Annotated in this window: 20 protein-coding genes, 1 tRNA gene and 2 pseudogenes; 6 read left to right on the top strand and 17 right to left on the bottom strand. The window is 58.5% G+C overall.

The window, feature by feature from the left end; all coding sequences use genetic code 11:
• Positions 1-64 precede the first annotated feature (64 nt).
• Entirely contained in the window at positions 65-700 is a 636-nt protein-coding gene (locus BLW69_RS04435; RefSeq protein WP_092660175.1) for a TetR family transcriptional regulator C-terminal domain-containing protein, read from the top strand.
• Positions 701-1,037: 337 nt separating this feature from the next.
• Here the strand turns inward: BLW69_RS04435 and BLW69_RS04440 are convergent, their stop codons facing one another.
• A complete protein-coding gene (locus BLW69_RS04440) occupies positions 1,038-2,072 on the bottom strand; it encodes a glutamine synthetase beta-grasp domain-containing protein (protein WP_062582719.1) in 1,035 nt (344 codons plus the stop codon).
• Between the two features lie 429 nt (positions 2,073-2,501).
• Here BLW69_RS04440 and BLW69_RS04445 point away from each other — a divergent pair, with 429 nt between their 5' ends.
• Positions 2,502-2,699 carry a DUF2735 domain-containing protein gene (locus BLW69_RS04445; protein ID WP_062455286.1) on the top strand — a complete coding sequence of 66 codons (198 nt, stop codon included), beginning with the start codon at positions 2,502-2,504 and terminating at the stop codon, positions 2,697-2,699.
• 96 nt (positions 2,700-2,795) lie between these two features.
• Here the strand turns inward: BLW69_RS04445 and BLW69_RS04450 are convergent, their stop codons facing one another.
• Positions 2,796-4,706, bottom strand: coding sequence for a methyl-accepting chemotaxis protein (locus BLW69_RS04450; protein ID WP_062582721.1), 1,911 nt, complete (start codon positions 4,704-4,706; stop codon positions 2,796-2,798).
• A gap of 607 nt (positions 4,707-5,313) precedes the next feature.
• Between BLW69_RS04450 and BLW69_RS04455 the strand changes: the two are divergent.
• A pseudogene (locus BLW69_RS04455) lies at positions 5,314-5,640 on the top strand (DUF2325 domain-containing protein); the annotation flags it as partial.
• Positions 5,621-5,815 carry a hypothetical protein gene (locus BLW69_RS04460; RefSeq protein WP_092660177.1) on the top strand — a complete coding sequence of 65 codons (195 nt, stop codon included), beginning with the start codon at positions 5,621-5,623 and terminating at the stop codon, positions 5,813-5,815. The pseudogene BLW69_RS04455 and the gene BLW69_RS04460, both read left to right, overlap by 20 nt.
• On the opposite strand, the gene BLW69_RS04465 is transcribed toward BLW69_RS04460, so the two are convergent.
• The 7 genes from BLW69_RS04465 to BLW69_RS04495 all read right to left on the bottom strand — a co-directional run bounded on the left by BLW69_RS04465 (position 5,812) and on the right by BLW69_RS04495 (position 12,097).
• Complete coding sequence (locus tag BLW69_RS04465; RefSeq protein WP_092661042.1) at positions 5,812-6,135, bottom strand: DUF423 domain-containing protein; 324 nt, start codon at positions 6,133-6,135, stop codon at positions 5,812-5,814. The two genes, BLW69_RS04460 and BLW69_RS04465, sit on opposite strands and share 4 nt — an antisense overlap.
• Positions 6,136-6,190: 55 nt before the next feature.
• Entirely contained in the window at positions 6,191-6,616 is a 426-nt protein-coding gene (locus BLW69_RS04470; protein WP_244508738.1) for a group II truncated hemoglobin, read from the bottom strand.
• 199 nt (positions 6,617-6,815) lie between these two features.
• Positions 6,816-8,177, bottom strand: coding sequence for an enoyl ACP reductase FabMG family protein (locus tag BLW69_RS04475; RefSeq protein WP_092660179.1), 1,362 nt, complete (start codon positions 8,175-8,177; stop codon positions 6,816-6,818).
• Between the two features lie 316 nt (positions 8,178-8,493).
• Positions 8,494-8,775, bottom strand: coding sequence for a hypothetical protein (locus tag BLW69_RS04480; protein ID WP_062455296.1), 282 nt, complete (start codon positions 8,773-8,775; stop codon positions 8,494-8,496).
• A 168-nt stretch (positions 8,776-8,943) separates the two neighbouring features.
• Positions 8,944-9,360 (bottom strand): DUF4174 domain-containing protein, encoded by a 417-nt coding sequence (locus BLW69_RS04485; RefSeq protein WP_092660181.1) that lies wholly within the window; start codon positions 9,358-9,360, stop codon positions 8,944-8,946.
• Positions 9,361-9,892: 532 nt separating this feature from the next.
• Entirely contained in the window at positions 9,893-11,713 is a 1,821-nt protein-coding gene (locus tag BLW69_RS04490; RefSeq protein WP_092661045.1) for a flagellin N-terminal helical domain-containing protein, read from the bottom strand.
• A 307-nt stretch (positions 11,714-12,020) separates the two neighbouring features.
• Positions 12,021-12,097 (bottom strand) — tRNA-Arg (locus tag BLW69_RS04495).
• Positions 12,098-12,332: 235 nt separating this feature from the next.
• Between BLW69_RS04495 and BLW69_RS22685 the strand changes: the two genes are divergently transcribed.
• Positions 12,333-12,620, top strand: coding sequence for a DUF3329 domain-containing protein (locus tag BLW69_RS22685; RefSeq protein ID WP_175487240.1), 288 nt, complete (start codon positions 12,333-12,335; stop codon positions 12,618-12,620).
• Between the two features lie 9 nt (positions 12,621-12,629).
• Here the strand turns inward: BLW69_RS22685 and BLW69_RS04505 are convergent, their stop codons facing one another.
• From BLW69_RS04505 to BLW69_RS04520, 4 genes and pseudogenes are all read right to left on the bottom strand, one after another.
• Positions 12,630-13,187: a hypothetical protein gene (locus tag BLW69_RS04505; RefSeq protein ID WP_092661047.1), complete on the bottom strand. Its 558-nt coding sequence runs from the start codon at positions 13,185-13,187 to the stop codon at positions 12,630-12,632.
• 232 nt (positions 13,188-13,419) lie between these two features.
• Positions 13,420-14,244 (bottom strand): annotated as a pseudogene (locus tag BLW69_RS04510) (transglutaminase family protein); the annotation flags it as partial.
• A 36-nt stretch (positions 14,245-14,280) separates the two neighbouring features.
• Positions 14,281-15,222, bottom strand: coding sequence for an alpha-E domain-containing protein (locus BLW69_RS04515; protein ID WP_062455418.1), 942 nt, complete (start codon positions 15,220-15,222; stop codon positions 14,281-14,283).
• Between the two features lie 11 nt (positions 15,223-15,233).
• On the bottom strand, positions 15,234-16,643 hold the full coding sequence (locus BLW69_RS04520) for a circularly permuted type 2 ATP-grasp protein (RefSeq protein WP_092660185.1): 1,410 nt from the start codon (positions 16,641-16,643) through the stop codon (positions 15,234-15,236).
• Positions 16,644-17,013: 370 nt separating this feature from the next.
• On the opposite strand from BLW69_RS04520, the gene BLW69_RS04525 reads away from it, so the two are divergent.
• Positions 17,014-17,895: a DMT family transporter gene (locus BLW69_RS04525; RefSeq protein WP_092660187.1), complete on the top strand. Its 882-nt coding sequence runs from the start codon at positions 17,014-17,016 to the stop codon at positions 17,893-17,895.
• 443 nt (positions 17,896-18,338) lie between these two features.
• Here the strand turns inward: BLW69_RS04525 and BLW69_RS04535 are convergent, their stop codons facing one another.
• From BLW69_RS04535 to BLW69_RS04550, 4 genes are all read right to left on the bottom strand, one after another.
• Complete coding sequence (locus BLW69_RS04535; RefSeq protein WP_139283789.1) at positions 18,339-19,088, bottom strand: hypothetical protein; 750 nt, start codon at positions 19,086-19,088, stop codon at positions 18,339-18,341.
• A 199-nt stretch (positions 19,089-19,287) separates the two neighbouring features.
• Positions 19,288-19,716, bottom strand: coding sequence for a hypothetical protein (locus tag BLW69_RS04540; RefSeq protein WP_092660193.1), 429 nt, complete (start codon positions 19,714-19,716; stop codon positions 19,288-19,290).
• A 153-nt stretch (positions 19,717-19,869) separates the two neighbouring features.
• Complete coding sequence (locus BLW69_RS04545; protein ID WP_092660195.1) at positions 19,870-20,619, bottom strand: hypothetical protein; 750 nt, start codon at positions 20,617-20,619, stop codon at positions 19,870-19,872.
• Positions 20,620-20,897: 278 nt separating this feature from the next.
• Positions 20,898-21,383 carry a hypothetical protein gene (locus tag BLW69_RS04550; RefSeq protein WP_113469203.1) on the bottom strand — a complete coding sequence of 162 codons (486 nt, stop codon included), beginning with the start codon at positions 21,381-21,383 and terminating at the stop codon, positions 20,898-20,900.
• Positions 21,384-21,403 lie beyond the last annotated feature (20 nt).

The following is a 21,403-nucleotide window of genomic DNA, read 5'->3' on the forward strand; positions in this document are numbered from 1 at the left end:
CCTTGAAAATGGGCCTTGTGACACGAGCCTGGATCAGCGTTTGGGAAGGCAAGGCAGGACACGGATGGCCATTCCACGAGCGGCGAAAACGCAGCGGCGCACCCGCATCCAGGAGGAGAAGGAAGAGGTCATTCTCGAGGCCGCACTTGAGGTGTTTTCGGTCAGCGGTTTCCGCGGCACGACGATCGACCAGATCGCCGAGGCGGCCGGCATGTCGAAGCCGAACCTGCTCTATTATTTCCGCACCAAGGAAGCGATCCATCGCCAGCTGATCGACCGTGTGCTCTCCACCTGGCTGGAGCCGCTCCGCGCTTTCGACGCCACAGGAAATCCGGCATCGGAAATCCGCTCCTACATCCGCCGCAAGCTCGAAATGGCACGGGATTTCCCCCGCGAAAGCCGGCTTTTCGCCAACGAGATCCTGCAGGGCGCGCCGCATATCGAGGACGAACTGAAGGGCCCGCTGAAAGACCTGGTCGATGAAAAGGCCCGCGTCATCCGCGCCTGGTCAAAAGCCGGCAAAATCCGCACCTGCGACCCCTATCACCTGATCTTCTCGATCTGGTCCACCACGCAGCACTACGCCGATTTCGACGTCCAAGTCCGCGCCGTCCTCGGCCGGGACCAGGACGGCGAGGGCCGTTTCGAGGACGCGGCACGGTTTCTGGAGGGGCTGTTTCTGGAGGGGCTGAAGGTTTGAGGGCTTCCTGGAGGGCTTTGCGTCTTAGGCGGCAGCCGATGTTGCATCTCCGGCGGCAGCCGTCTTGGTGAGGCGTCCCTCACACACTCCCTCATTCCTGTGCTTGTCACAGGAATCCAGTCAGCCCAAGTCCTTGGGCTGAGAATACCTTTCCGCGCCGCGGACGCGACGCTACTGGATCCCTGTGGTGAGCAGAGGGATGAAGTCGGAGAGGGCCGAACTCGGGTGGCCGTGCCGGGAGAGGCTCACGTTCAGAACACACAAACGAAAAACGCCGGCGCGAGGCCGGCGTCTTCGTTGTCCTGGGAGGACGTCTGTCCTTGGGAGGACGCTTTGTTTAGGCGGCGGCCGACTTCGCGAGCGGCACTTCCGAGATCGTCTTCAGAACCTGCGAGGCGATCGCGTAGGGGTCGCCCTGGCTGTTCGGACGGCGGTCTTCGAGGTAGCCCTTGTAGCCGTTGTTGACGAAGGAATGCGGCACGCGGATCGAGGCGCCACGGTCGGCAACGCCGTAGGAGAACTTGTTCCACGGCGCCGTTTCGTGCTTGCCGGTCAGACGCAGGTGGTTGTCCGGGCCGTAGACGTCGATATGGTCCTGCAGGTTCTTGTCGAACTGCGCCATCAGCGCCTCGAAATAGTCCTTGCCGCCCACTTCGCGCATGTACTTGGTCGAGAAGTTGCAGTGCATGCCGGAGCCGTTCCAGTCGGTGTCGCCGAGCGGCTTGCAATGGAACTCGATGTCGATGCCGTACTGTTCCGTCAGACGCAGAAGCAGGTAGCGGGCCATCCAGATCTGGTCGGCGGCGCGCTTGGAGCCCTTGCCGAAAATCTGGAATTCCCACTGGCCCTTGGCCACTTCGGCATTGATGCCTTCGTGGTTGATGCCGGCTGCGAGGCACTGGTCGAGATGCTCTTCAACGATTTCGCGGGCAACCGAACCGACGTTCTTGTAGCCGACGCCCGTGTAGTACGGACCCTGCGGAGCGGGGTAGCCGCTTTCCGGGAAGCCGAGCGGACGGCCGTCTTCGTAGAAGAAGTATTCCTGTTCGAAACCGAACCATGCATCTTCGTCGTCGAGGATGGTTGCGCGGCTGTTGGACGCGTGCGGGGTAACGCCATCGGGCATCATCACTTCGCACATGACCAGCGCACCGTTGGTGCGGGCCGGATCCGGATAGATGGCGACCGGCTTCAGCACGCAGTCGGACGAACGGCCTTCGGCCTGATTGGTCGACGAACCGTCGAAGCCCCACAGCGGCAGCTGTTCCAGCGTCGGGAAGGTGTCGAATTCCTTGATCTGCGTCTTGCCACGCAGGTTCGGGACGGGGGTGTAACCGTCGAGCCAGATGTACTCGAGCTTAAACTTGGTCATATTTTATCTCTCAGGCCGTGGTGTTCATGGTTGAGCCATCCAGAGACTGCGACGCGAAAGCGCTGCATCCCGGGCATGAGACATAGAACGCACATACCGTGCCAGTTTTTGTCGTCGCCCAAAAATCCCGATAAAAAAGTCGTATGATTGGCCGGGCTTACATGTCTGTTGGTGGCGACTGTAACGCCATCATCCCAGCCCGTTTGAAAATCAACCGATTTTTCGCGCACCCACCGGGGGTCTTGAAACAAGGAATTCTGCTTCGCGTCTGAGTTCCGCCGACGAAACTATATCGCCCTGAGCTCGTTTGCTTTCATTCGTGCCTAGCGCGGAACAGGCAAATGATGTAAAATAGTGCAGAAAGCACAAAAAATGTGCATATCTCTGGTTGGTATGCGTTTGAGTGCGCATTGAGGAGGAGGCGATAGGATGGTTATTGGCATCCATCGTGAGACAGCGCAGATCCTGCAATTTCCATTGACGCCACGGATCCGTCTTGAGAACGGCGCCACGGTGCCGGTCGGGACCTACCCGGTCGCGGTGCAGGACCACTGCTGGTATCATGAAGAAGCAGTAAGCAGTGCGCTGGTCGACACCAAGCCGGAACAGGGGCCGAAACCCTGCTGAGCGTTGCGGGCCATCGCCGGATGGCCGATCCGAATTGAAAAATCCCGAGAGCATCGCTGCCCCCGGGATTTTACGGTCTGATTGTCCAGGCTTTTATCAGGCCGCGCGCATCCGGCGTGCCATGCCGCCGAGATCGCTGCCGCCTTCCAGCTTGAAGTTGGAAAGAAGCGCCTGAAGCTGCCGGCTTTCGGCTGCAAGCGTCTCGCTCGCCGCCGTCGTTTCTTCCACCATCGCGGCGTTCTTCTGGGTCATCTGGTCCATGTGGTTGACCGAGGAGTTGATCTCGGCCAGCGCCGTCGACTGCTCGCGGGCAGCCGTGGCGATGGATTCCACATGTTCGTTGACCTTGTTGACCAGGCTTTCGATCTCGACAAGTGCTGTACCGGTCGAGCGCACCAGCGAAACGCCGCCTGCGACTTCGGAAGCCGAGGCGCTGATCAGCGTCTTGATTTCCTTTGCCGCATTGGCGGAGCGCTGGGCGAGCTCACGCACTTCCTGAGCGACGACGGCAAAGCCGCGACCGGCTTCGCCAGCGCGGGCGGCTTCGACGCCGGCGTTCAGCGCCAACAGGTTGGTCTGGAAGGCAATCTCGTCGATGACGCCGATGATCTGGCTGATCTTCGTCGAGCTGTCTTCAATGCGGCTCATGGCGGTGACGGCGCTGCGAACAATTTCGCCCGACTTTGCCGCACTCTGCTTGGTCTCATAGACCATGTCGCGGGCTTCGGTGGCGCGGGCAGAGGCGGCACGCACCGTCGTGGTGATCTCGTCGAGGGCGGCTGCCGTTTCTTCAAGCGCTGCAGCCTGCTGCTCGGTCCGCTTGGAGAGGTCGTTTGCCGCCGAAGACAGTTCGGCGGAATTGTCATTGATCGTGCCGGCTGCGCCGCGCACGTTGCTCATCGTGGCGCTGAGACGGTCCATCGTCGAGTTGACGTTGGTCTGAAGCTCGGCAAATGCACCCTGGAACTGGCCGTTCATGCTCTGGGTCAGGTCGGCATCGGCAAGCGCTGCGATGACGCGGCGAACTTCCGTGACGGCATTGTCGACGCTTTCCACCAGCTGGTTGACGCCCGAAGCGAAGCGGTTGAGGTCTTCGTTCTGGTAGTCCTTGCGGATGCGGCCGGAAAAATCGCCGGCGACAGCGGATGCGACAACTTTCGAAATCGACGTCTGCAGGTCGCTGGAACGCTCGTGAAGGGCTGCTTCCTGTGCCTTGAGGTCGGTCATGGCGACAGCGTTGGTATGGAATACCTCGACGGCACGGGCCATCGCGCCGATTTCGTCGCCGCGGCTTGCGTCGACGCCATCGATGTTCATATCGCCCTTGGCAAGGCGGGTCATGGCTTCGGTCAGCTCGCGGATGGGGCGAACGATGCCACGGCGTGCGACGATCGTGCTGATCGTGGCGCCGATGATGATGAAGGCGAGGGCCGACAGCGCCGAAACCAGCATGGCGGTGGTCGAGGACGCAACGGCTTCTTCGCGGGCCACAGCCAGTTCCTTGCCCGAATAGGTGCTGTAGACCTTGACGGAGTCGGTGACGACCTTCTGGCCATCCAGCGCCTTTTTCAGCGCAGCCGAGATGGCGGCGGTGTCGGCTGCATTCTTTTCGGCGGTGTCCACCATGCTGCGGATCGAGACGAAATAGCTGTCGAGGGCGGCTCTCACCGTCTTCAGCTGATCCTGTTCGGCAGCGTCTGCGGTTGCTTCGATCTTCGGCAGGCGCGCCAGCATTTCGCCGGCGCGCTTTTCGGCGTCGATGCGGAAATCCTTGGCTTTGTCCGGCGCCGCGGCCAGCTGATAGGTCATGCGGCTAATTGCGATAATGTCGACCCGAAGATCCATCGCTTCACGAGCGACTTCTTCACGCGCGCCGACTGAAATGATTGCCTTTTGCAGGCCATAGAGCCCGCTTCCCGCAACGCCTGCAATAATAAGAGAAGAAAGGCCCATTACGACGGTAACGAGGCCGAGTTTCTTCGAAATAGCCATATCCCGAATTGCCATAGTGCACACCACTTCAACTTGCCCAACAATACATCCCAACCCGCCAATTCTCGGCATGCGCGAGGACGCCCACCTAACCTATTGCCGTAATTGCGCTAATCGCTGGTTAAAATAGCGGGCGAATATTTGTCCGGACTTGGGCGAAAACTGACAGTACACGCTAGGGTTTGAAATTATTCTCGGTTTTGAGCAAATGCTCAGTATAGGGTACGCTAAAACTGCTGTGAATCCCGAGGCTTCGTTGATCGAGCTGTAAGCCGACGCCGGCCTGCCCTATCAATGCCCCTAAAAACCACGGTCCGCTACCATACGCTACGTGAGCAGAAAAACTGCCATTCGGCGCGCGTGTCGGTCGAAAACGACGCGGGCTGCGTCCCTGAATTAATATGAGTGAAAGAGTCGACTTTAATCTTTACTCTCAAATTCAAGTTTCATATGGTGCGCCAACGACGGGGTTTGCCCCGAATTATTCCGGGCCAATACGGAGAGCATCATGGCGAAGAAACAGAAGCGGAAAAACACGAGTGGCGGCAATGCCGCATCCGATGCTGCGGCATCCTCGAACCGCAGCGCTGCCAATGGCGCCTCCGGGATCGGCGGGGAAGTGGTCGACATCCGCAGCTTTCTCTATGTCGGCGGCCGGGACTGCCAGGTGGCCCATCTGCGCGCCATCGCCACCCGCCACGGCGCGGAACTGATCCATCACGACGGTGGGTTGCGCGAGGCGGTTTCCCGCATCGATACGGTGCTTCCCTCGGTTGACTGCGTGTTCTGCCCGATCGACTGTATCAGCCACGATGCGTGTCTGCGGGTAAAGACCGGATGCAAGAAGTTCGGCGTCACCTTCATCCCCTTGCGCAACGGGTCGAAGTCAAGCCTTGAGCGGGCGCTGCAGACAATCAAGGATCGCAATGATGAAAACAGGTTATCCTGATCAGCCTATTCTCGATCGCGAGGGGCGGGATCTCGACGCGATGGCGGTCCTGCACAAGCTCGCCGAACAGAGCGGCGACGGCATGGCGACCGAGCTTTACCGGCTCGCGATGGACCGCTCGCAGGATACGGCTTTGCCGAGATCGATACCTTCGAGCAAAACCCGGACGTTCTAGCGCCGGGCCTCGGCGCGCAAAAACGCTCCGATCGCGATTGCGAGCCAGCCGAGAATCATAAGATTGCCGCCGAGCGGCGCGGCAAACGGAAAAAGTCGGCTTCCGAGATAATGACGCGCCACCAGATCACCCGCAAACACGATCGTCCCAAGGCCCAGAATGAGACCGGCCAGCGTCGCTGTGCGGATCTGCTGATGTCCGAGATAAACAGCGAGCAGCACCGGCGCGTGCGCCAGGCACATCATCGAGGCAGACCCGAGCAAAAGCGTATCGCCGCCATGACTTGCGGCAGCCGCAAGGCCTACGCCGCAGGCGCCCATCAGACCGCTCGCAAAGAGAATGAACGGCCGCAGTTTATCGAGTCTCGCCAAGGCTCTATTCCCTGTTTTGCATGTGATGAGCCAGCCGCTCGATCGGCGGCCAGATGATGTCGCGCAGGGCCGGGCTTGCGATCGTCTCGTCCATGGCGCGGCGGAAGCACAGCAACCATTCGTCGCGCTCCACCGGTCCGATCTCAGCGCCGAAATGGCGCGAGCGAAGGCGAGGGTGCCCGTGTTTTTCCACATAGACGGGCGGGCCGCCGAGATAGCCGGTCAGGTAGTCATAGAACTTCGCTTCACTTCCCGTCAGACTTTGCTGATGAACGGCTCGGCAGCGGGCAGCTTCCGGCAGCGTATCCATCAGGGTGTAGAAGCGCGCCGCAAGGGCCCGAACCGTCGCATCACCCCCGATCGCCTCGTAAAGAGTAATCGTTTCGCCGGATGTGGTCTGCCTGTCCTCGTCTGCCATCACGGTTTCCATGCCTCACCCATCCGGCGTCTTAGACGGATCAAGGGTGGTTGATCGTTCAAGGCTTGGTAGGCCGGAGCAACCGTCAGGGCAAGACCCGGAATAGGGCCTGAGGCGCAGCGCGATGCCGGGCGACTGTCAGGGAGTATCTTTGCATCGATGGTGCCGCCGACGCGGGGTCGGCGGGCACGATGGAGTGCAGCGGCCTTTTTCAGGCGAGCATTCTGACCTTTTCGGTCACGCCTGCATTCGCATTCGACTCATGGGTCGAATTGAGCTTGCGGGCGACGATGTCGTGGTTGAGCCACACGACAGGACCGGTCGGGTTCGAGGTTTCCGCAAAGATCAGCTGTCCGGTTGCCTCGACGACCAGGGTGCTCAGCAGATCGCTGATCAGAACCTTGCTGTCCTTGTGCATCTGCGTGATCTCGGCCGAGGTGCCGATGGTGAGATCGGACTGTCCCTGGCTGTTTGGCATCGGCCAACGCTTGAAATCGTAGAAGGGCTGCATGACTTCGTCTGCCTGAAGATCGATGATCTTCTGCAGCGTGTCTTCAACCGTGTAGCCGTCTGCCAGGCGCTCCTGGCAGGCCTGCCACAGTTCTTCAGCCCAGGCGCCGCCGCCTTCCTTCTTCAATGCGAGAAGGAGAGGGATGAGCGGCAGTTCGATACCGGCAAACACGTCGGAAGAGTTGGTCCGGATTTCCGGGCAGTTGTAGACGGTCGCCTTGATGCCATCGGCCCAGGCCTTGCGCGCTACATCCTCAAGCCGCATCTTGGCATAGCCCTGCGTGTAGTTGGTATAGGTCTGCCAGCGATATTCGTCGCCGATCAGGATGCCGGTGCCGTGATATCCATAGGCCGTGTAGCGCACCTGGTTGCCCGCTGCTTCGATCCGCGTGCGGATGGCGCTGCTGAGCTCGATCAGGTGGTGATAGGTGTTGGCGGAAACCTCGTCGAAGTTTGCAAGGATCAGCTTGCCCATGTCGCTGTCGAGCAGCGTCTGGGAGGACATGTGGCGGGCGCCGCGGCCCTTGTAGATCCGGTTGGCGATGACGAGAAACGCCTTCGCCTTGGGAATGCCACCCGCCATCGTATGAGCAAAGAAGACATTCTTGCCGGCCGGGATCATGTCTTCGAGGATCGCCATGACTTTCGTCAGCGAATCCCGGAAGCGCTCCACGCCGACTGTGCGGCATGCCTCGATGTGATCCCAGTCCAGTTTGTCGGTCTGCCAGCTTTCGAGCGTCATATCGGCCAGAAGATCGGTCGGGGTCGGCGTGCCGGCCGGTGAGTCGAGATCAAAGCCCCCCATCAGCGGAACGTTGATGATCTTGCCGCCGAGCTGCGTTTCCGCAGCCTGCAGTTCGTCATCGGTCAGCGGACGCAGCGCGTTGTTCTCGTCGCGGCGCCCGACGGTGATGCCGACGATCTTCATGCCCGCACGCTTGGCCTCTTCGATCAGCCCGGTCGCGTAACCGCGCCCGAACAGCTCGCCGAACAGAACAAACACGTCACCTTTGCGAAAGACGACATTTTGGGAAATGCGTTTCAGGGGGATCGGATTTTCCATGGCGCAAACTCTCTCAAAAAGGACCGGAATCGATCCCTCGAATATCTTTGAGACCTAGTGCACCATAAAAACGCGAAATGGGAACTCATTTTGCATGTCCAAGTATGTCGATTCGTGAACTGACGCGGTGATCAGGGCGGTTGTTAAGGCCGATCGTCCGCCTAACAGCTGTGCCGAGACCGTATTCTGATGGCAACCCCTCCGTCTTCCACGACCATCCGCGCCGTGCACAGCGCAACGCCGGCACGTGCGCGAAAAGGCGCGTTGCATCAGATCTTATGAGTTCAGTCTTGGAAGAATCCTGCTGCCGCAGGGCCTATACGCGCTGCATGCGCTCCTGAAGCGCATCAACGACGGCCTGCAGGAACGCCTTGCGCCGCTCGTCCGTCGTTGCGTCAGCCGTGACCTTGAGCGGCCCGCGGATATTGTTCATGAAACCGGAGTGGTTGAAACTGTCGGCGGCCACGTTGACCTCGACCTCGTCCATGTAATGCGACAGCAGGGGCGCCAAAGCGAGGTTGGTGTCCTTCTGGTACTGGTGGGCCATCACCTGAGCAAGCTTACCCATCTGCACGTACGGACCGAATTCGGCGCTCATCTGTCATCGTCTCCTTCAATTCATGGCCTAGGCGCCTAAGGTAGGGTGAACGCGTCGCAACGCAAATGTCGATCGGGGATATGCCCGCGTTTTCCGAAATGGTCGCGAAAAGTTGAACGAATTGGCGCCGTTGCGTGCCACGGATACCCCAACCTCGTCCGAGGTCATTCAGCCTTTTCCGCCGCGGCGCATCGGCATGCGATCGATCAGGTCGAACATCTCGACGTCGCTGACGACCGTATCGCTTTTCAGCTTCACGCCGCCATCCTTGCCGACAAGGACGACATGAAACGCACCGTCCGCAATATTTGCCTCCGCACGCAGCCTGCGCGCGTCGATCCGGTCGGCGTCGCCATAGATCGTCTCCACGACATCTCCGGTAACCTGCAGCACAACCATGTCGCGCTCCGCCAATTCCGCCTTTTGCGATGTCAGGATGCCGACCTGTCTTGCAATCGATGCATCGCCCTTGTCACCGAAAAGGATGAGGACACGCTTTTTCCATTCGAGGTGTGAAAGGCTGTCCATGGCAAACACCTGCGAGGTTGCGAGCGAGAGGGCGAAGGCGATGAGTGTTCGTTTCATGCGGTCATCTCCAGATCTACCGAAGGAACGCAACAAACGCGTGATGGTTCAGGTGCTTCCTGTCTGTACGCCCTCTCTGGATTCTTGAGCTAGTCGCTCCCATCTTATGATCATCAACTGAAATAGGGAGGTTGCGATGGCAGATACCTCTGCGCACGCACGCGATGGCAACGTCATGGAAATTCTGTCTCCCACCCGGGTCGCCGGCCCGGGCTCGCCCATCTGCGACTGCTGTCGACAACCAAGATCCGTGGAGGAGTTCGATCAGGATTGCTGCGGGATCTGCATGACCTGTCTCGAGTGTGACGACATGCTGGTGGATGTGGAGCCTGAGGCATCGCCTCGTACGGCGAGAGGGCGTCCGGTGCCGTGAGCGGCCAGATGGTGGCAATGGTGTAGGGCAGGGTGGTCTCGATACGCGCCACAGCGGAAGCGCGGTGAACCACCGAACGCCTGGTCATGACGATGTCGACCAGAGAATGAAAGGAGGGCTGGATCCGTGAAAGAACTTCGGCCAGCGCTCCAGGTGCGTTCAGGAGTTGAAGAGCTGCATAATCGTCTCGCTGCTGCTATTGGCGATCTGCAACGTCTGAACGGCAAGTTGCTGCTGCGTCTGGATTGCGGACAGCCTAGCAGAGGCTTCCTCCATGTCCGTGTCGACAAGGCGGCTTACACCGCTTTCGATATTGTCCATGAGGGTTGAGTTGAAACTTGTCTGCATGTCGAGACGCTGCTGGAGCGAACCAAGGAACGCGGCGCCGTCGACAACCCTCGATTTCGCGGTTTCGATGTAGCTCAGATAATTGTCGATATTGTCGGGGTTCTCTTCGATGTCGATAAAGTCGAGCGCCGGACGAGGCTCGTTGCTGACGCGGATTTGGCTGAACGTTATGCTTGTTCCGCTTCCCCATTTCCGATCGACTGCGGGATCTGACTTGATGGTGACGTGGGTGGCATCCGTCGCCTCGATGACTAGGTTTGGCCAATCGGCGTCGAGCAGCGAGTGCAGCAGAGTTTCCATCTCCTCTGCGGTCGCGACCGTACCGTCGGTCTTGTTCAGCAGCGTATTCACATAGGTGCGATCAAAGGAATAGGATTTCTGGGACGCACCATTGACCGCGAAATTGAAGTTGATCTCGATACCGTCTTCGTTCTCGCCGTCATTGTATAGAGTGAAGTCTTGGAACTCGAGGCTTAAGCTCGACCCACGTAAGCCATAGGCAGAATTCTCTTTCAAACCACCGTTGCTGACGCCAGTGCTACTCAGGTTCGAGATGCCGACATAGGATCCGTCACCATTTTTCTGGAGCGTCATGATGCTCATTTTCTTGGGATCGTGGACGCGATTTTTTGAATCCGGGGGATCGTACATGAAGGAGTCGGCTGAAACCAAGGCGCCGAGTGGATTCAACTGCCTGTTGAGGACGCCTGCGAACTGCGTGTTGGTCGATATGACTCCACCAAGACTGGCATCATAGGCGTCCACGTCAGCCTTGGTGATTGTGATCGTAGTGCTCACTCCTCCAAAGTAGGGCCCGGGAAGCTGGCTTGGGTCCTCCACTTCCTTGTCAAGCAGGAGTGTGAAGCTGATGTTCGAACCGGCCGTGTTGAAATCGAGAGGCGCTTCATCGGGAAAATTGTTCAGAGCGAAGAGGCCGGCACTGCCGGTGGATCGTTCCGGGGTCATCCAATCCATAGACCCGTCATCGGTATAGTATACCGTCGAGTCGGAGTAGCTGGAATAGGAGGTCGGATAGCGGATTCCGCCGACCGTATAGGCATCGCGCGCATCGGCTTGAAGCAGGCCGCCACCGGTGGTGTTGAACAGAGAAATCGATGAGAGATCAGATTCCATTTTCTGAACTGATACCCCGGATGCAGTCCGGGTGAAGCCTGACACCACGGACGACTTGTTGATCGTGTTGTCATAGATGTCGGCAATGTCGGTGTTCAGCCAGTTTTCTCCGCTGAAACTCGCGCCGTTGGCGATGGAGACGACCTGCTCTTTCAACTTGTCCAATTCGAGCTGGATCTGCCCCTTGTCGACGCTGGTCTCTTTTGCGGTGACGAGTTTGGCTTTGAACTCATCCAGAACATCGATCACGGCCTCCATGCCCTGATAGGCAGTGTCCACCTTGGCGGTGCCGAGCCCGAGCGCATCGCTGGCGGCTGCTATGGCGTCGGTGTCGGACCGCATCGTCGTCGAAATGGACCAGTACGCGACATTGTCGGCGGCGGTCTGAACCCTTAGGCCCGAACTGACTTGCTGTTGCGTGCGCTCCATGTTCGAATTCAGTGTGCGCAAGGTCTGAAGCGCATTTGTTGCAGCGATGTTGGTCAAAATACTGGTCACGTAGAGCCCCACAAGCATGGGCTAGCGCTTCGAACTGCGCCGCAGATCGATGAAAGACTAGCAATGATCGGATCACGTTTACGGTTAACCCCCTCAGGGTGCCTGCCATCATGGCAAGACCGTCCCTATGCCGGAGAGGCTAGGGCTGCTCGAGTGTCGTTATTACAATCTTAGATCGAGCACTTCAGGTATCTATGTGCCGCAAACTTGACTAACGTCAAGTTAATGGTTGTAAAGCAAAACGAGATTTTCACCATAGGCTGGTGGTGACCGATTGCTTCTCATGTGGAGGAACTCAAAGAGAAAATGGCGCACCCGACAGGATTCGAACCTGTGACCTTTGGAATCGGAATCCAACACTCTATCCAGCTGAGCTACGGGTGCATGCCGAAAAGCGATGACTCGCTTCGTCCGATGAGACGGTTCTTAACCCAGGATGCTTGCGGCATCAATTGGCAAAATCGGGAAATCGCAGCCTGTGGGCAAGATAGCGGCCGTGGGCGTCCCGCGGGGCTGCGTCGGGGAGAGGGAAAGTGGGAGTGATCCCTTGCAATTTTCGCTGGGGACAGGGATATCGTCGGGGAAGGGCCGTATCTGGCCGCGAGGGGAGCAGGCACGCATGATCGATCCGAACCACCCGTTTTATGGGCCGCTCTGGCGGCGGATCCTCATTCCGGCGATCTGCTTCGGCTGGGCTGTGTTCGAGCTTTATGCCGGTTCGGTCACCTGGGCGGTCATTTCCGGGGGTCTCGGCCTTTATGCGGCCTACAAGCTGTTCCTCGAAAAGCGGCCGGCTGCACCGGTTACGATGGCCGAGCCTGCACAAGACGAGGATGCGCCGGCCGATGATGCGCAGGTGCGCAATGCGCCTGAGCGGCCTGCCGACAGGACGTTCGACAAGACCTGAACTTTAAAATCAGCCGAACATCCGCGCGTGGATTTCCCGCGCCCTGATCGCCTGGTCGATCAGCAGGTTGGCGATCTGCATCCGCGTGGTCGCCGCCGGACGGAACCGCTCGGCCACGCCGTCCGGATGGTTGGTCTTGGCAAACCGTCTTCGCTTGTCGTTGAGCGTGGCTTCCGTGTCGACGTCGACAATAGCAAGTTCGCCGGCAATCTCATCCGTCGTCAACCGGGTCAGGTGTACAGGTATAGACGGTTCTACCGGATCGACCGGCTGCGGCTGCGGGGGTTCGGATGTGAAATCACCTGGCGAAGGCGGAGCTTGCACCTCCATCTCTTGCTGCGTGCCGGCTCCCGGTTCCAGTTCCGAGATGTCGGCGAGGTCTGCGAAATAGGCGTTGGTGTCGCCAGTCGCACCTGTCTCGGGTTCCTCGTCGGTCGTCGAGACGACGAAACCCGTTCCAAGGCCGCGGACGCGGAAATCCGCTGCCGCCTCGACAGGTTGTTCGTCGTCGCGCTCGCGCTTCAGCCGTGTCAGCACCGACTGGAAGATCGATTGTCCCAGCAGCATTTCCGCTCCCTTGCTATCGGCGCAGACAATCATGCCTGGATGGTGCCGGGCTTGCGGGAGAGTCGGTTAAATTTACGTAAACAACGACGGCTGTCTCAGGCAGCCGATCCTGATGTCACGACTGGCTTTGACCTTGCGTGGTCTGGCTCTGCCCGCCCTGAACCTGGCTCTGTCCACCTTGGCTTTGGCTCTGTCCACCGCTCTGGCTTTGAGAACCCTGGATCTGTGAGCCTTGAGCTTGAGTCTGGCCCTCATCCTCCACCGTCAGCGACACCTTGAGGTTTTCGCCGAACGTCTCGGAGACCCGGCCGATGCGCATGCCGGATATTGGAGCTGCGTCGCGGTAGTCGAGGCCGGTGGCGAGCCGCACATAGCGCTCGTCCGGGCAGACGTCGTTGGCCGCATCGAAGCCCACCCAGCCGAGGCCCGGAATATGCGCCTCCGCCCAGGCATGCGTCGCCACCTGTTCGGTCGTGCCCTCCATAAGCAGATAGCCGGAAACGTAGCGGGCGGGGATATCGCGCAACCGTGCGGCGGCCAGGAAGATGTGGGTGTGGTCCTGGCAGACGCCGGTCTTTGCGGCAAGCGCCTCTTCGGCGGTGGTCTCCGTCGTCGTGGTGCCCGGCGTATAGGCTACGGTCTCGTGGATCGTTTCCATCAGCCCATGCATGCGGGCAAGTTCGCTGTCGCCGGTCAGGCCTTCTGCCAGCGCCTTTACCAGCGGGCCGGCTGCCGTGCGCGGGGTTTCGCGGAGAAACAGCCAGAGCGGGCAGAACCCCTGATGGGTGCCGAAAACGCCGGCCTTGTCCACGGTTTCCACTTCGCCCGAGGCGACGATGCGGATCGTGTTCTCGCCGCCTTCCGACGACACCAGTTCGACGCGGTTGCCGTACTGGTCGGCATAGCCTGCCTCAACCGTGGCGCCGTCCACGCTCACCGTCCAGTTGATGATTTTCTGGGTGGATCCTGCGGTCGGCGTCAGGCGAAGCCGCTGCAGCGAGTAGGGCAGCGGTTCGTCATAGGTATATTCCGTCGTATGGGAAATCTTCAGGCGCATTGTTTCAAATCCTCAAGGGACGCCACTCGGCCCGTCCTACTGGTAAAAGCGATAGCCTTGCGAAATTTCGGCGCTCAACTGGTTGTTGCGCGATACGAATTCCTCGAGAAACTCATGCAGGCCGTGATCCATGATCTCGGTGATCGAGCCCCGCGTCAGCGTCGCGCGGATCGCGTCGGCCGTGTCGTGGGCCGTGTGCCGCTCTGCGTATTCCCGCTGCAGGTAGCCGAGATTGCTGACGATCTTTTCGTAGCAATAGGCAAGCGAGCGCGGCATCTGAACTTTCAGGATCAGGAAGTCGGCGATATTGCCGGCCTGATAGTCGCCGTCATAGACCCAGCCATAGGAGCGGTGTGCGGAAACCGAGCGAAGGATCGATTCCCACTGGAAATTATCAAGCGCGCCGCCGACCTGGCTGACGGAGGGCAGAAGCACGTAATATTTCACGTCGAGAATGCGGCTCGTGTTGTCGGCCCGTTCGATAAAGGTGCCGATGCGCGAAAAATTGTAGAGATCGTTGCGCAGCATGGAGCCGTGAAAGGCACCGCGGATGAGGGCGCAGCGGTGCTTGATGACGTCAATCAGTTCCGGCAGTTCGGTGGCCTTGAGGTTGCGCGCAAGCCGTGCCTTGAGATCGAGCCAGGCTTCGTTGGTGGCCTCCCAGGTTTCGCGCGTCAGGGCAGTTCTGACCATGCGGGCATTGTTGCGGCCCGATTCGATGCACGACAGGACGCTCGACGAATTGGCCGTGTCGCGCAGGAGGTAATCCACAGCGTCGGCTGCCGTCAGCTTGGCATGTACCTGCTTATAGGCATCGCGCACGCCCGCACTTTCCAGAACGCCGTGCCAGTCCTCGTCGGAGGATCCGGCCCGCGTCAGCGAGACGCGCAGGCCGGCATCGACGAGTCGGGCGATGTTTTCGGCACGCTCGATGTAGCGGAACATCCAGTAGAGGCCGTTTGCAGTTCTTCCCAGCATGTTTTACGCCCTCAATCTTCCAGTACCCATGTGTCCTTGGTGCCGCCGCCCTGGCTGGAATTGACCACAAGCGAACCCTGTTTCAGGGCCACGCGTGTCAATCCGCCGGGAATGATCTTCACCTTGTCGGACACGAGGACATAAGGGCGCAGATCGACGTGGCGGGGGGCAACGCCCTTGTTGACGAAGATCGGCACGGTGGACAGAGCCAGCGTCGGCTGGGCGATGTAGTTGGTTGGTCGCGCCTTCAGCTTTGCGGCAAACTCGGCGCGCTCGGCTTTCGTCGCGGTCGGGCCGACCAGCATGCCGTAGCCGCCCGATCCATGCACTTCCTTGATCACGAGTTCCTCGAGGTGCTCGAGCACGTATTTGAGGCTGTCGGCTTCCGAGCAGCGCCAGGTCGGCACGTTTTCCAGAAGCGCCTTGCGGCCGGTATAGAACTCGACGATCTCAGGCATGTAGGAATAGATCGCCTTGTCGTCGCAGATGCCGGTGCCCGGCGCGTTGGCGATGGTGATGTTGCCGGAGCGGTAGACATCCATGATGCCGGGAACGCCAAGCGCCGAATCCGGCCGGAATGTCAGCGGATCGAGGTAGTCGTCATCGACGCGGCGGTAGAGCACGTCGATCGCCTCGTAGCCGCGCGTGGTGCGCATCTTCACCTTGCCATCGATGACGCGAAGGTCGGATCCCTCAACCAGCTCGACGCCCATCTGGTCGGCCAGGAACGAGTGCTCGTAATAGGCGGAATTGTAGATGCCGGGTGTCAGTACCGCGACACGCGGCCGTCCCTTGCAGCCGGGCGGGGCGAGCGAGGCCAGCGACTGGCGCAGCTGGCGCGGATAATCCTCGACGCGCTGCACCTTGTTCAGGGTAAACAGCTCGGGGAACATCTGCATCATCGTTTCGCGGTTCTCCAGCATGTAGGAGACGCCGGACGGGGTGCGGGCGTTGTCTTCCAGCACGTAGAACTGGTCCTCGCCGGTGCGCACGATATCGGTGCCGACAATGTGCGTATAGACGCCGCCCGGCGGCTTGAAGCCGATCATTTCGGGCAGAAAGGCCACGTTCTTCTCGATCAGCTCGCGCGGAATGCGGCCGGCCTTGATGATTTCCTGCTTGTGGTAGATGTCGTCGAGAAAGGCATTAAGCGCCACGACGCGCTGCTCGATGCCTTGCGCGAGCTTGCGCCATTCACGGGCGGCAATGATGCGGGGAATGATGTCGAAGGGGATGAGTTTTTCGGAACTGTCGGCGTGACCATAGACCGCGAAGGTGATGCCGGTCTTGCGGAAGATGTTTTCGGCATCCTGCGTCTTGCGGATCAGATGCGCCGTATCCTGGCTGGCATACCAATCGTGGTAGGTCTTATAGGGCAGACGCGGCTGGTCGTCCGCGGTTAACATTTCATCAAATGCCAAAGGTATGTTCCCCATTTTTGGTCATAAGAATACAACGGCATTGGCAATGCAAGAACCATGCTCAGTTGCGTATGACAAATATACGACCCGTCCTGATGCGGTGAGATAGGGCCTGAACGACGATCAAAAAGGGCAACTGCCGATGGAATTAGCGACGGCTCATCTTCGGTCGTAGAAAGACCGCTCGTCAAAACAGCAACTGCCTCATCGCTGATCACACCGGAGACCGGATCTTAGTCGCACACCGTCAGATGCGCTGATGGGAACGGTGAGTATTTCTACTTTGACCGCGTCGCCGCCACAGCCTAATCAGACGCCGGATCATTTCCCGTCCACTGGCCTTGTCAAAGCCACTCTCCGGAACATTCCGATGCTCGACCGTCTGGCTCCGGCCGTTTTTGTTTTCCTGTGGTCGACCGGGTGGATCGTCGCCAAATATGCGTCCGCCCATGCGGACCCCGTGACTTTTCTGGCCGCCCGGCATGCACTGGCGGCCGTCGTCTTCCTTTGTCTCGGGCTTGCTCTGCGGGTCACGTGGCCAAAGACCGGACGCGAGATCGGCCATGCGGTGCTTTCAGGCATTTTTCTGCACGGGCTTTATCTCGCCGGCGTCTGGTATGCGATCGGGCAGGGCGTGCCCTCGGGGCTGTCGGGCATCATTGCCGGGCTGCAGCCGCTGATGACGGCGGCGGTCGCGCCGTTCCTGCTTAGCGAAACGCTTTCCCGCCGGCAGAAGCTCGGCCTCGCGCTCGGCTTTGCCGGTATCTTCATCGCCATCTCGCCGCAGCTTTTTAGAAGCCTGTCGGCCGGCATGACCGGGCTCGGCCTGCCGCTTCTCCTCAATCTCATGGCGATGGGGTCGGTCACCTACGGCACGATCTACCAGAAGCGCTACCTGCAGCAGGGCAACCTCGTTGCCATCGGCACGCTGCAATATGTCGGAGCGTTCATCGTGACGCTGCCGGTCGCCTATCTGATCGAGCCCATGCGCTTCGACTGGACCACCCAGGCACTCGCCGCCATGGCCTGGTCCGTCATCGGCATCTCGCTCGGCGCAGTGGCGCTGCTCCTCTATCTCATCCGCCGCGGCCAGGTCTCACGGGCCGCCTCGCTGATCTACCTCGTGCCGCCGGTCGTTGCCGTGGAAGCGGCAATCCTGTTTCACGAACCACTGACGCTCCCCATGATCGCCGGCACCGCGATCGTAGTTCTCGGCGTGTATCTGGTGAACCGCAAGGCGAGGGCGGTGTGAGGGCCCTTTGAGGCTGGGCCTCTCCGGCTCCTCCACTGCGTCAACATGGCGGATGTTGCGCGCAGCCGTTCTGTTGTACTGCTCCGCCACGCTCGTTAGTTCAATCAAAGCCTGGATATCACCGAAATGTGGGATTGGTTCCCGATCGTCTTCTTCCCGCTCAAGATCATCGTGCTCGGCACCGGCATGTTCTTCGCCATCAAGTGGCATAGGGATCAAGAGAAGAAGAAGTAGTGGAATAGGAAGCTGGCTTCTGTGCAAGCAGCCCGATCGCTGGCGGGTATGGGGAGTGAGCCGGGGGCAGCTTTGCGCCAATTGCGGAAGTGAAACGTATTCAAGCTTGATCCAATACGTCAATGACCGGATCATGACTGCTCCTAAAAGCAACCTCGAGTCACTTTTTTGGTCAGTTGTGAATCGTCATCGGTTTTTCTGGCCTTATATCACGGACCGGAGGCGCTCCTCGCTTCTGAGGCTCTGCGCTCAAGGGCGCGTTTTATTGCGTGATTAAGAAAGGCAAGGTCGTCGAAACTGTTACTATCTTCCTCAGGCACACTTTCGCGAATGCCTTTAACCGATTCTCCTGCGCGAAGGCGCTGAGCGATTTCGATGCCGCGCGCTGCACGTTTACGCTCCGACTCCCGCCAAAATGCCGTATTCTCGAGATTGCTGAAGTTGTACGGCTTTCTTCCCGCCCCGGAGAGTACTGCTTCTGAAAAGTGAGCGAACGTATTGTCGTCGACAACAACCGCCCAGTAGATCGTTCGCGCCCTCACGTAGAGATCGCGGTCCAGGAGGCAAGCGGCAAGGCGATCCGCAAAGGCATCGCTATAGAGCCGGGAGTTTGTCACATAAGCCACAAACCGCCAACGGCAGTGGCCCACGGGGTCATCGGCCAGCTTGATCACAACGTCGGCCATACGGTCCGCAGGCGGGTCAGCCTCATCAAGATAAAAAGCCCCGCGCTCGCGCTCGCCCGATTTCTCCGATTGAAGAAGTGCGATGAGCGGCTCTAGGTCAATCCCCTTGCGCCATCGTCCAAACACGGTTCCCCAAAGCGCATTGTAAGCAAAGTCTTTCCCATGGTATTCTCCGTCATATATCATGCGAAGAAGATCATTGGTGCTGTAGGCAGTAAAATCTGAAGACATTGAATAAGCGGCGGTCGCGCCACGCGCATTTTGTTGATGCAAGCGCCACTTGTGCTCAACTGCGACACCTAAGTCAATCTGAACGCAAAAGTTAGCCTGTCGGTGGGCAAACGCGCTGCCTACAGGGATAAACAAAATCCGGTTGCAGCCAACCGAGAATCTATTTGTCAACAAAACCTAGGGAAACGTATTCGACTGCAATGGCCGAAATCCGAACTCGGTAGCTTTGCGCCAGAAACGGTCATGATCGTTTGGGCCGAACTCTTCCCATATGATCCAATTCTTTGACCCGCTTGCCAGGAATTCCACGGAATTGGTCGATGCAAGTTCGGCCTTGATTGTCTTCCGTCGTAACGCTGAAGCCGCGCAGATCGCCTTGCCCCGAAAACCGAGCCGAGAGTCTGCGGAAGTCTTGCGCCGTAATCCCATGCCGGTCACAAAGATGCGGTAGTTCTTTTTGGTATTCCTTTACGGCATTTGCAAAGGATTGACTGACCAATCCGCCAGACGTTCCTCCGGATAAGAAGTCTACGTCAATATAACCCTCAGGGGCGGACGCAACTTCAGCGTAAACATCCGTCATATAAACGCCGATCATAAGGCCCATCCCAGACGCCAATGAGTCCGCGATGTTATGACCTACGGCTTTAAGCTTATCGAATTTCGACATCCTTATTTTCCTAATATCACACGCATTGGGTGGTCATGGGCGATCTTACTACCCGCAGTGATGACGGCTATGGGCCAGAAGGAGAGTTAGGGAGCTATGTGCTCGAAGTGGACTGGAGGCGTCGAGCTTGGCCGCTAGAACGACGTCAGCGTTTCAATGTACCCCTGTGAAGAAATAGACGCCGCCGAATGGGTTGTATTTGAAGTCGTCTTCTTCATATTCGTTGATGGCCTTCAACTCCGCGCCGTAGCGTGCGACTACTGCTTCTACGCCGTCCGCTGCCATCTCGTCTGCGACGCTGTCGATCATCGCACTGAGTGCCAGCTCATCTACGGATGAGTTGCTCCGTACGAACACCTCCGGTAGACCTACAAGATGAAAGCCCACGCTAGATAAGTAGTATCCATCGGTAAGCGGCCTCTTTGCAAAGGCTAGACGGCACGCTCTAGTAGCCGCGCCAGGTTCCGCGCCTTCCGCTTCCTGCGCCAGCTGCCGCCACCGGGCGGCTCCATGCGCGACGCCAGCGCTTTCCCCCTTCGCAGCGGTCGCGCCAGCCGCAAGCAATCGCTCCACCAGCCTAAGAGCTGTCAGCGAAACGGCAGGAGCTTCCGCAGCCTCCATGTGCGGACCGACGACATAAACGACGCATCCATGGCTGATAACCGCCTCGACGTCATGTTGGTGCCACGCGTCTTCGTGTACCTGATCCCAAAAAACCGCGAAGCTCTCGCTCATGCGGACGTCCGGAGCGTCCTGAGTGGATTCCATGTCGATTTCGAAATCCGTAGCAAAGTCTTTGATGGCGTCTTTTGCAGCCTGCAGTAAATCCTGGAACCCGTCTACGGATCCAAGGAAGCAAAGTACATTCCGCGGCCTGTATTCGGAGAAAGGCGTATGGTGCATTGTATTCTTCGCAAACAATTGGGAATTAGGTAGATGATGCGAAACCCACCGCACCGTTTACGTGCAAATGCGCTCGCAATGATGATAGGTCGATGTCAGCTTAGGGCCGGAAGGCGAGCTTGCCAGCTTTGCTCCGTGATGAGAACGTTTCGTTGCAGCAGCTAGGAGGGTGCGTAACAATTTTAATTCCGATCGGCGACTCTGTCGATGCAATAGTTCGAGGAGTAAGCCATCGAAAATGCTAAATACTGATGCTCACTCATGTCTAAAATTATTGCTTACTTTATTCGTATGCGAAGAAATCCCTCAAGCAATGCCCAAGCAAACGCCGCTGCTAAAAACATGATGATACCAACATTGCCGTGTGCGAAACCACCAGGTGAGACAACCGCCTTAAAGCTTTGACCTACGATAAATATTATTGGGAAAATTACAATTGCCCATCTTATTTCTTTAAGCCTGATGTCAGGATCGTTTTTATTTGAAAATGGTGTATATGTATAACGTGCGTGCCTTATTCGGAGAGTGACAACAGCTGCTATACTCGCCAATCCACTAAGGTATATGATATTCGTGTACTGCTTGAAAAACGATAATACCATTATCGCTTCTACCAAAACGATAGTGTAAGTGATCGTATCTTTAACGCCAGGTATAAGCATGGTTTCTCGTTCCATTAGCAGTGGTAGATCGCGGCGATGATGCGGTCTGATCAGAAACTTTGTCTCCGGTTTGCGACCCATCGAGCTTGTTTGTAGCGGCATTTGCCTTACCTGCAGCGTGG

The sequence above is a fragment of the Rhizobium sp. NFR12 genome, from assembly GCF_900108545.1.
GTDB classification, from domain to species: Bacteria; Pseudomonadota; Alphaproteobacteria; order Rhizobiales; family Rhizobiaceae; genus Neorhizobium; species Neorhizobium soli.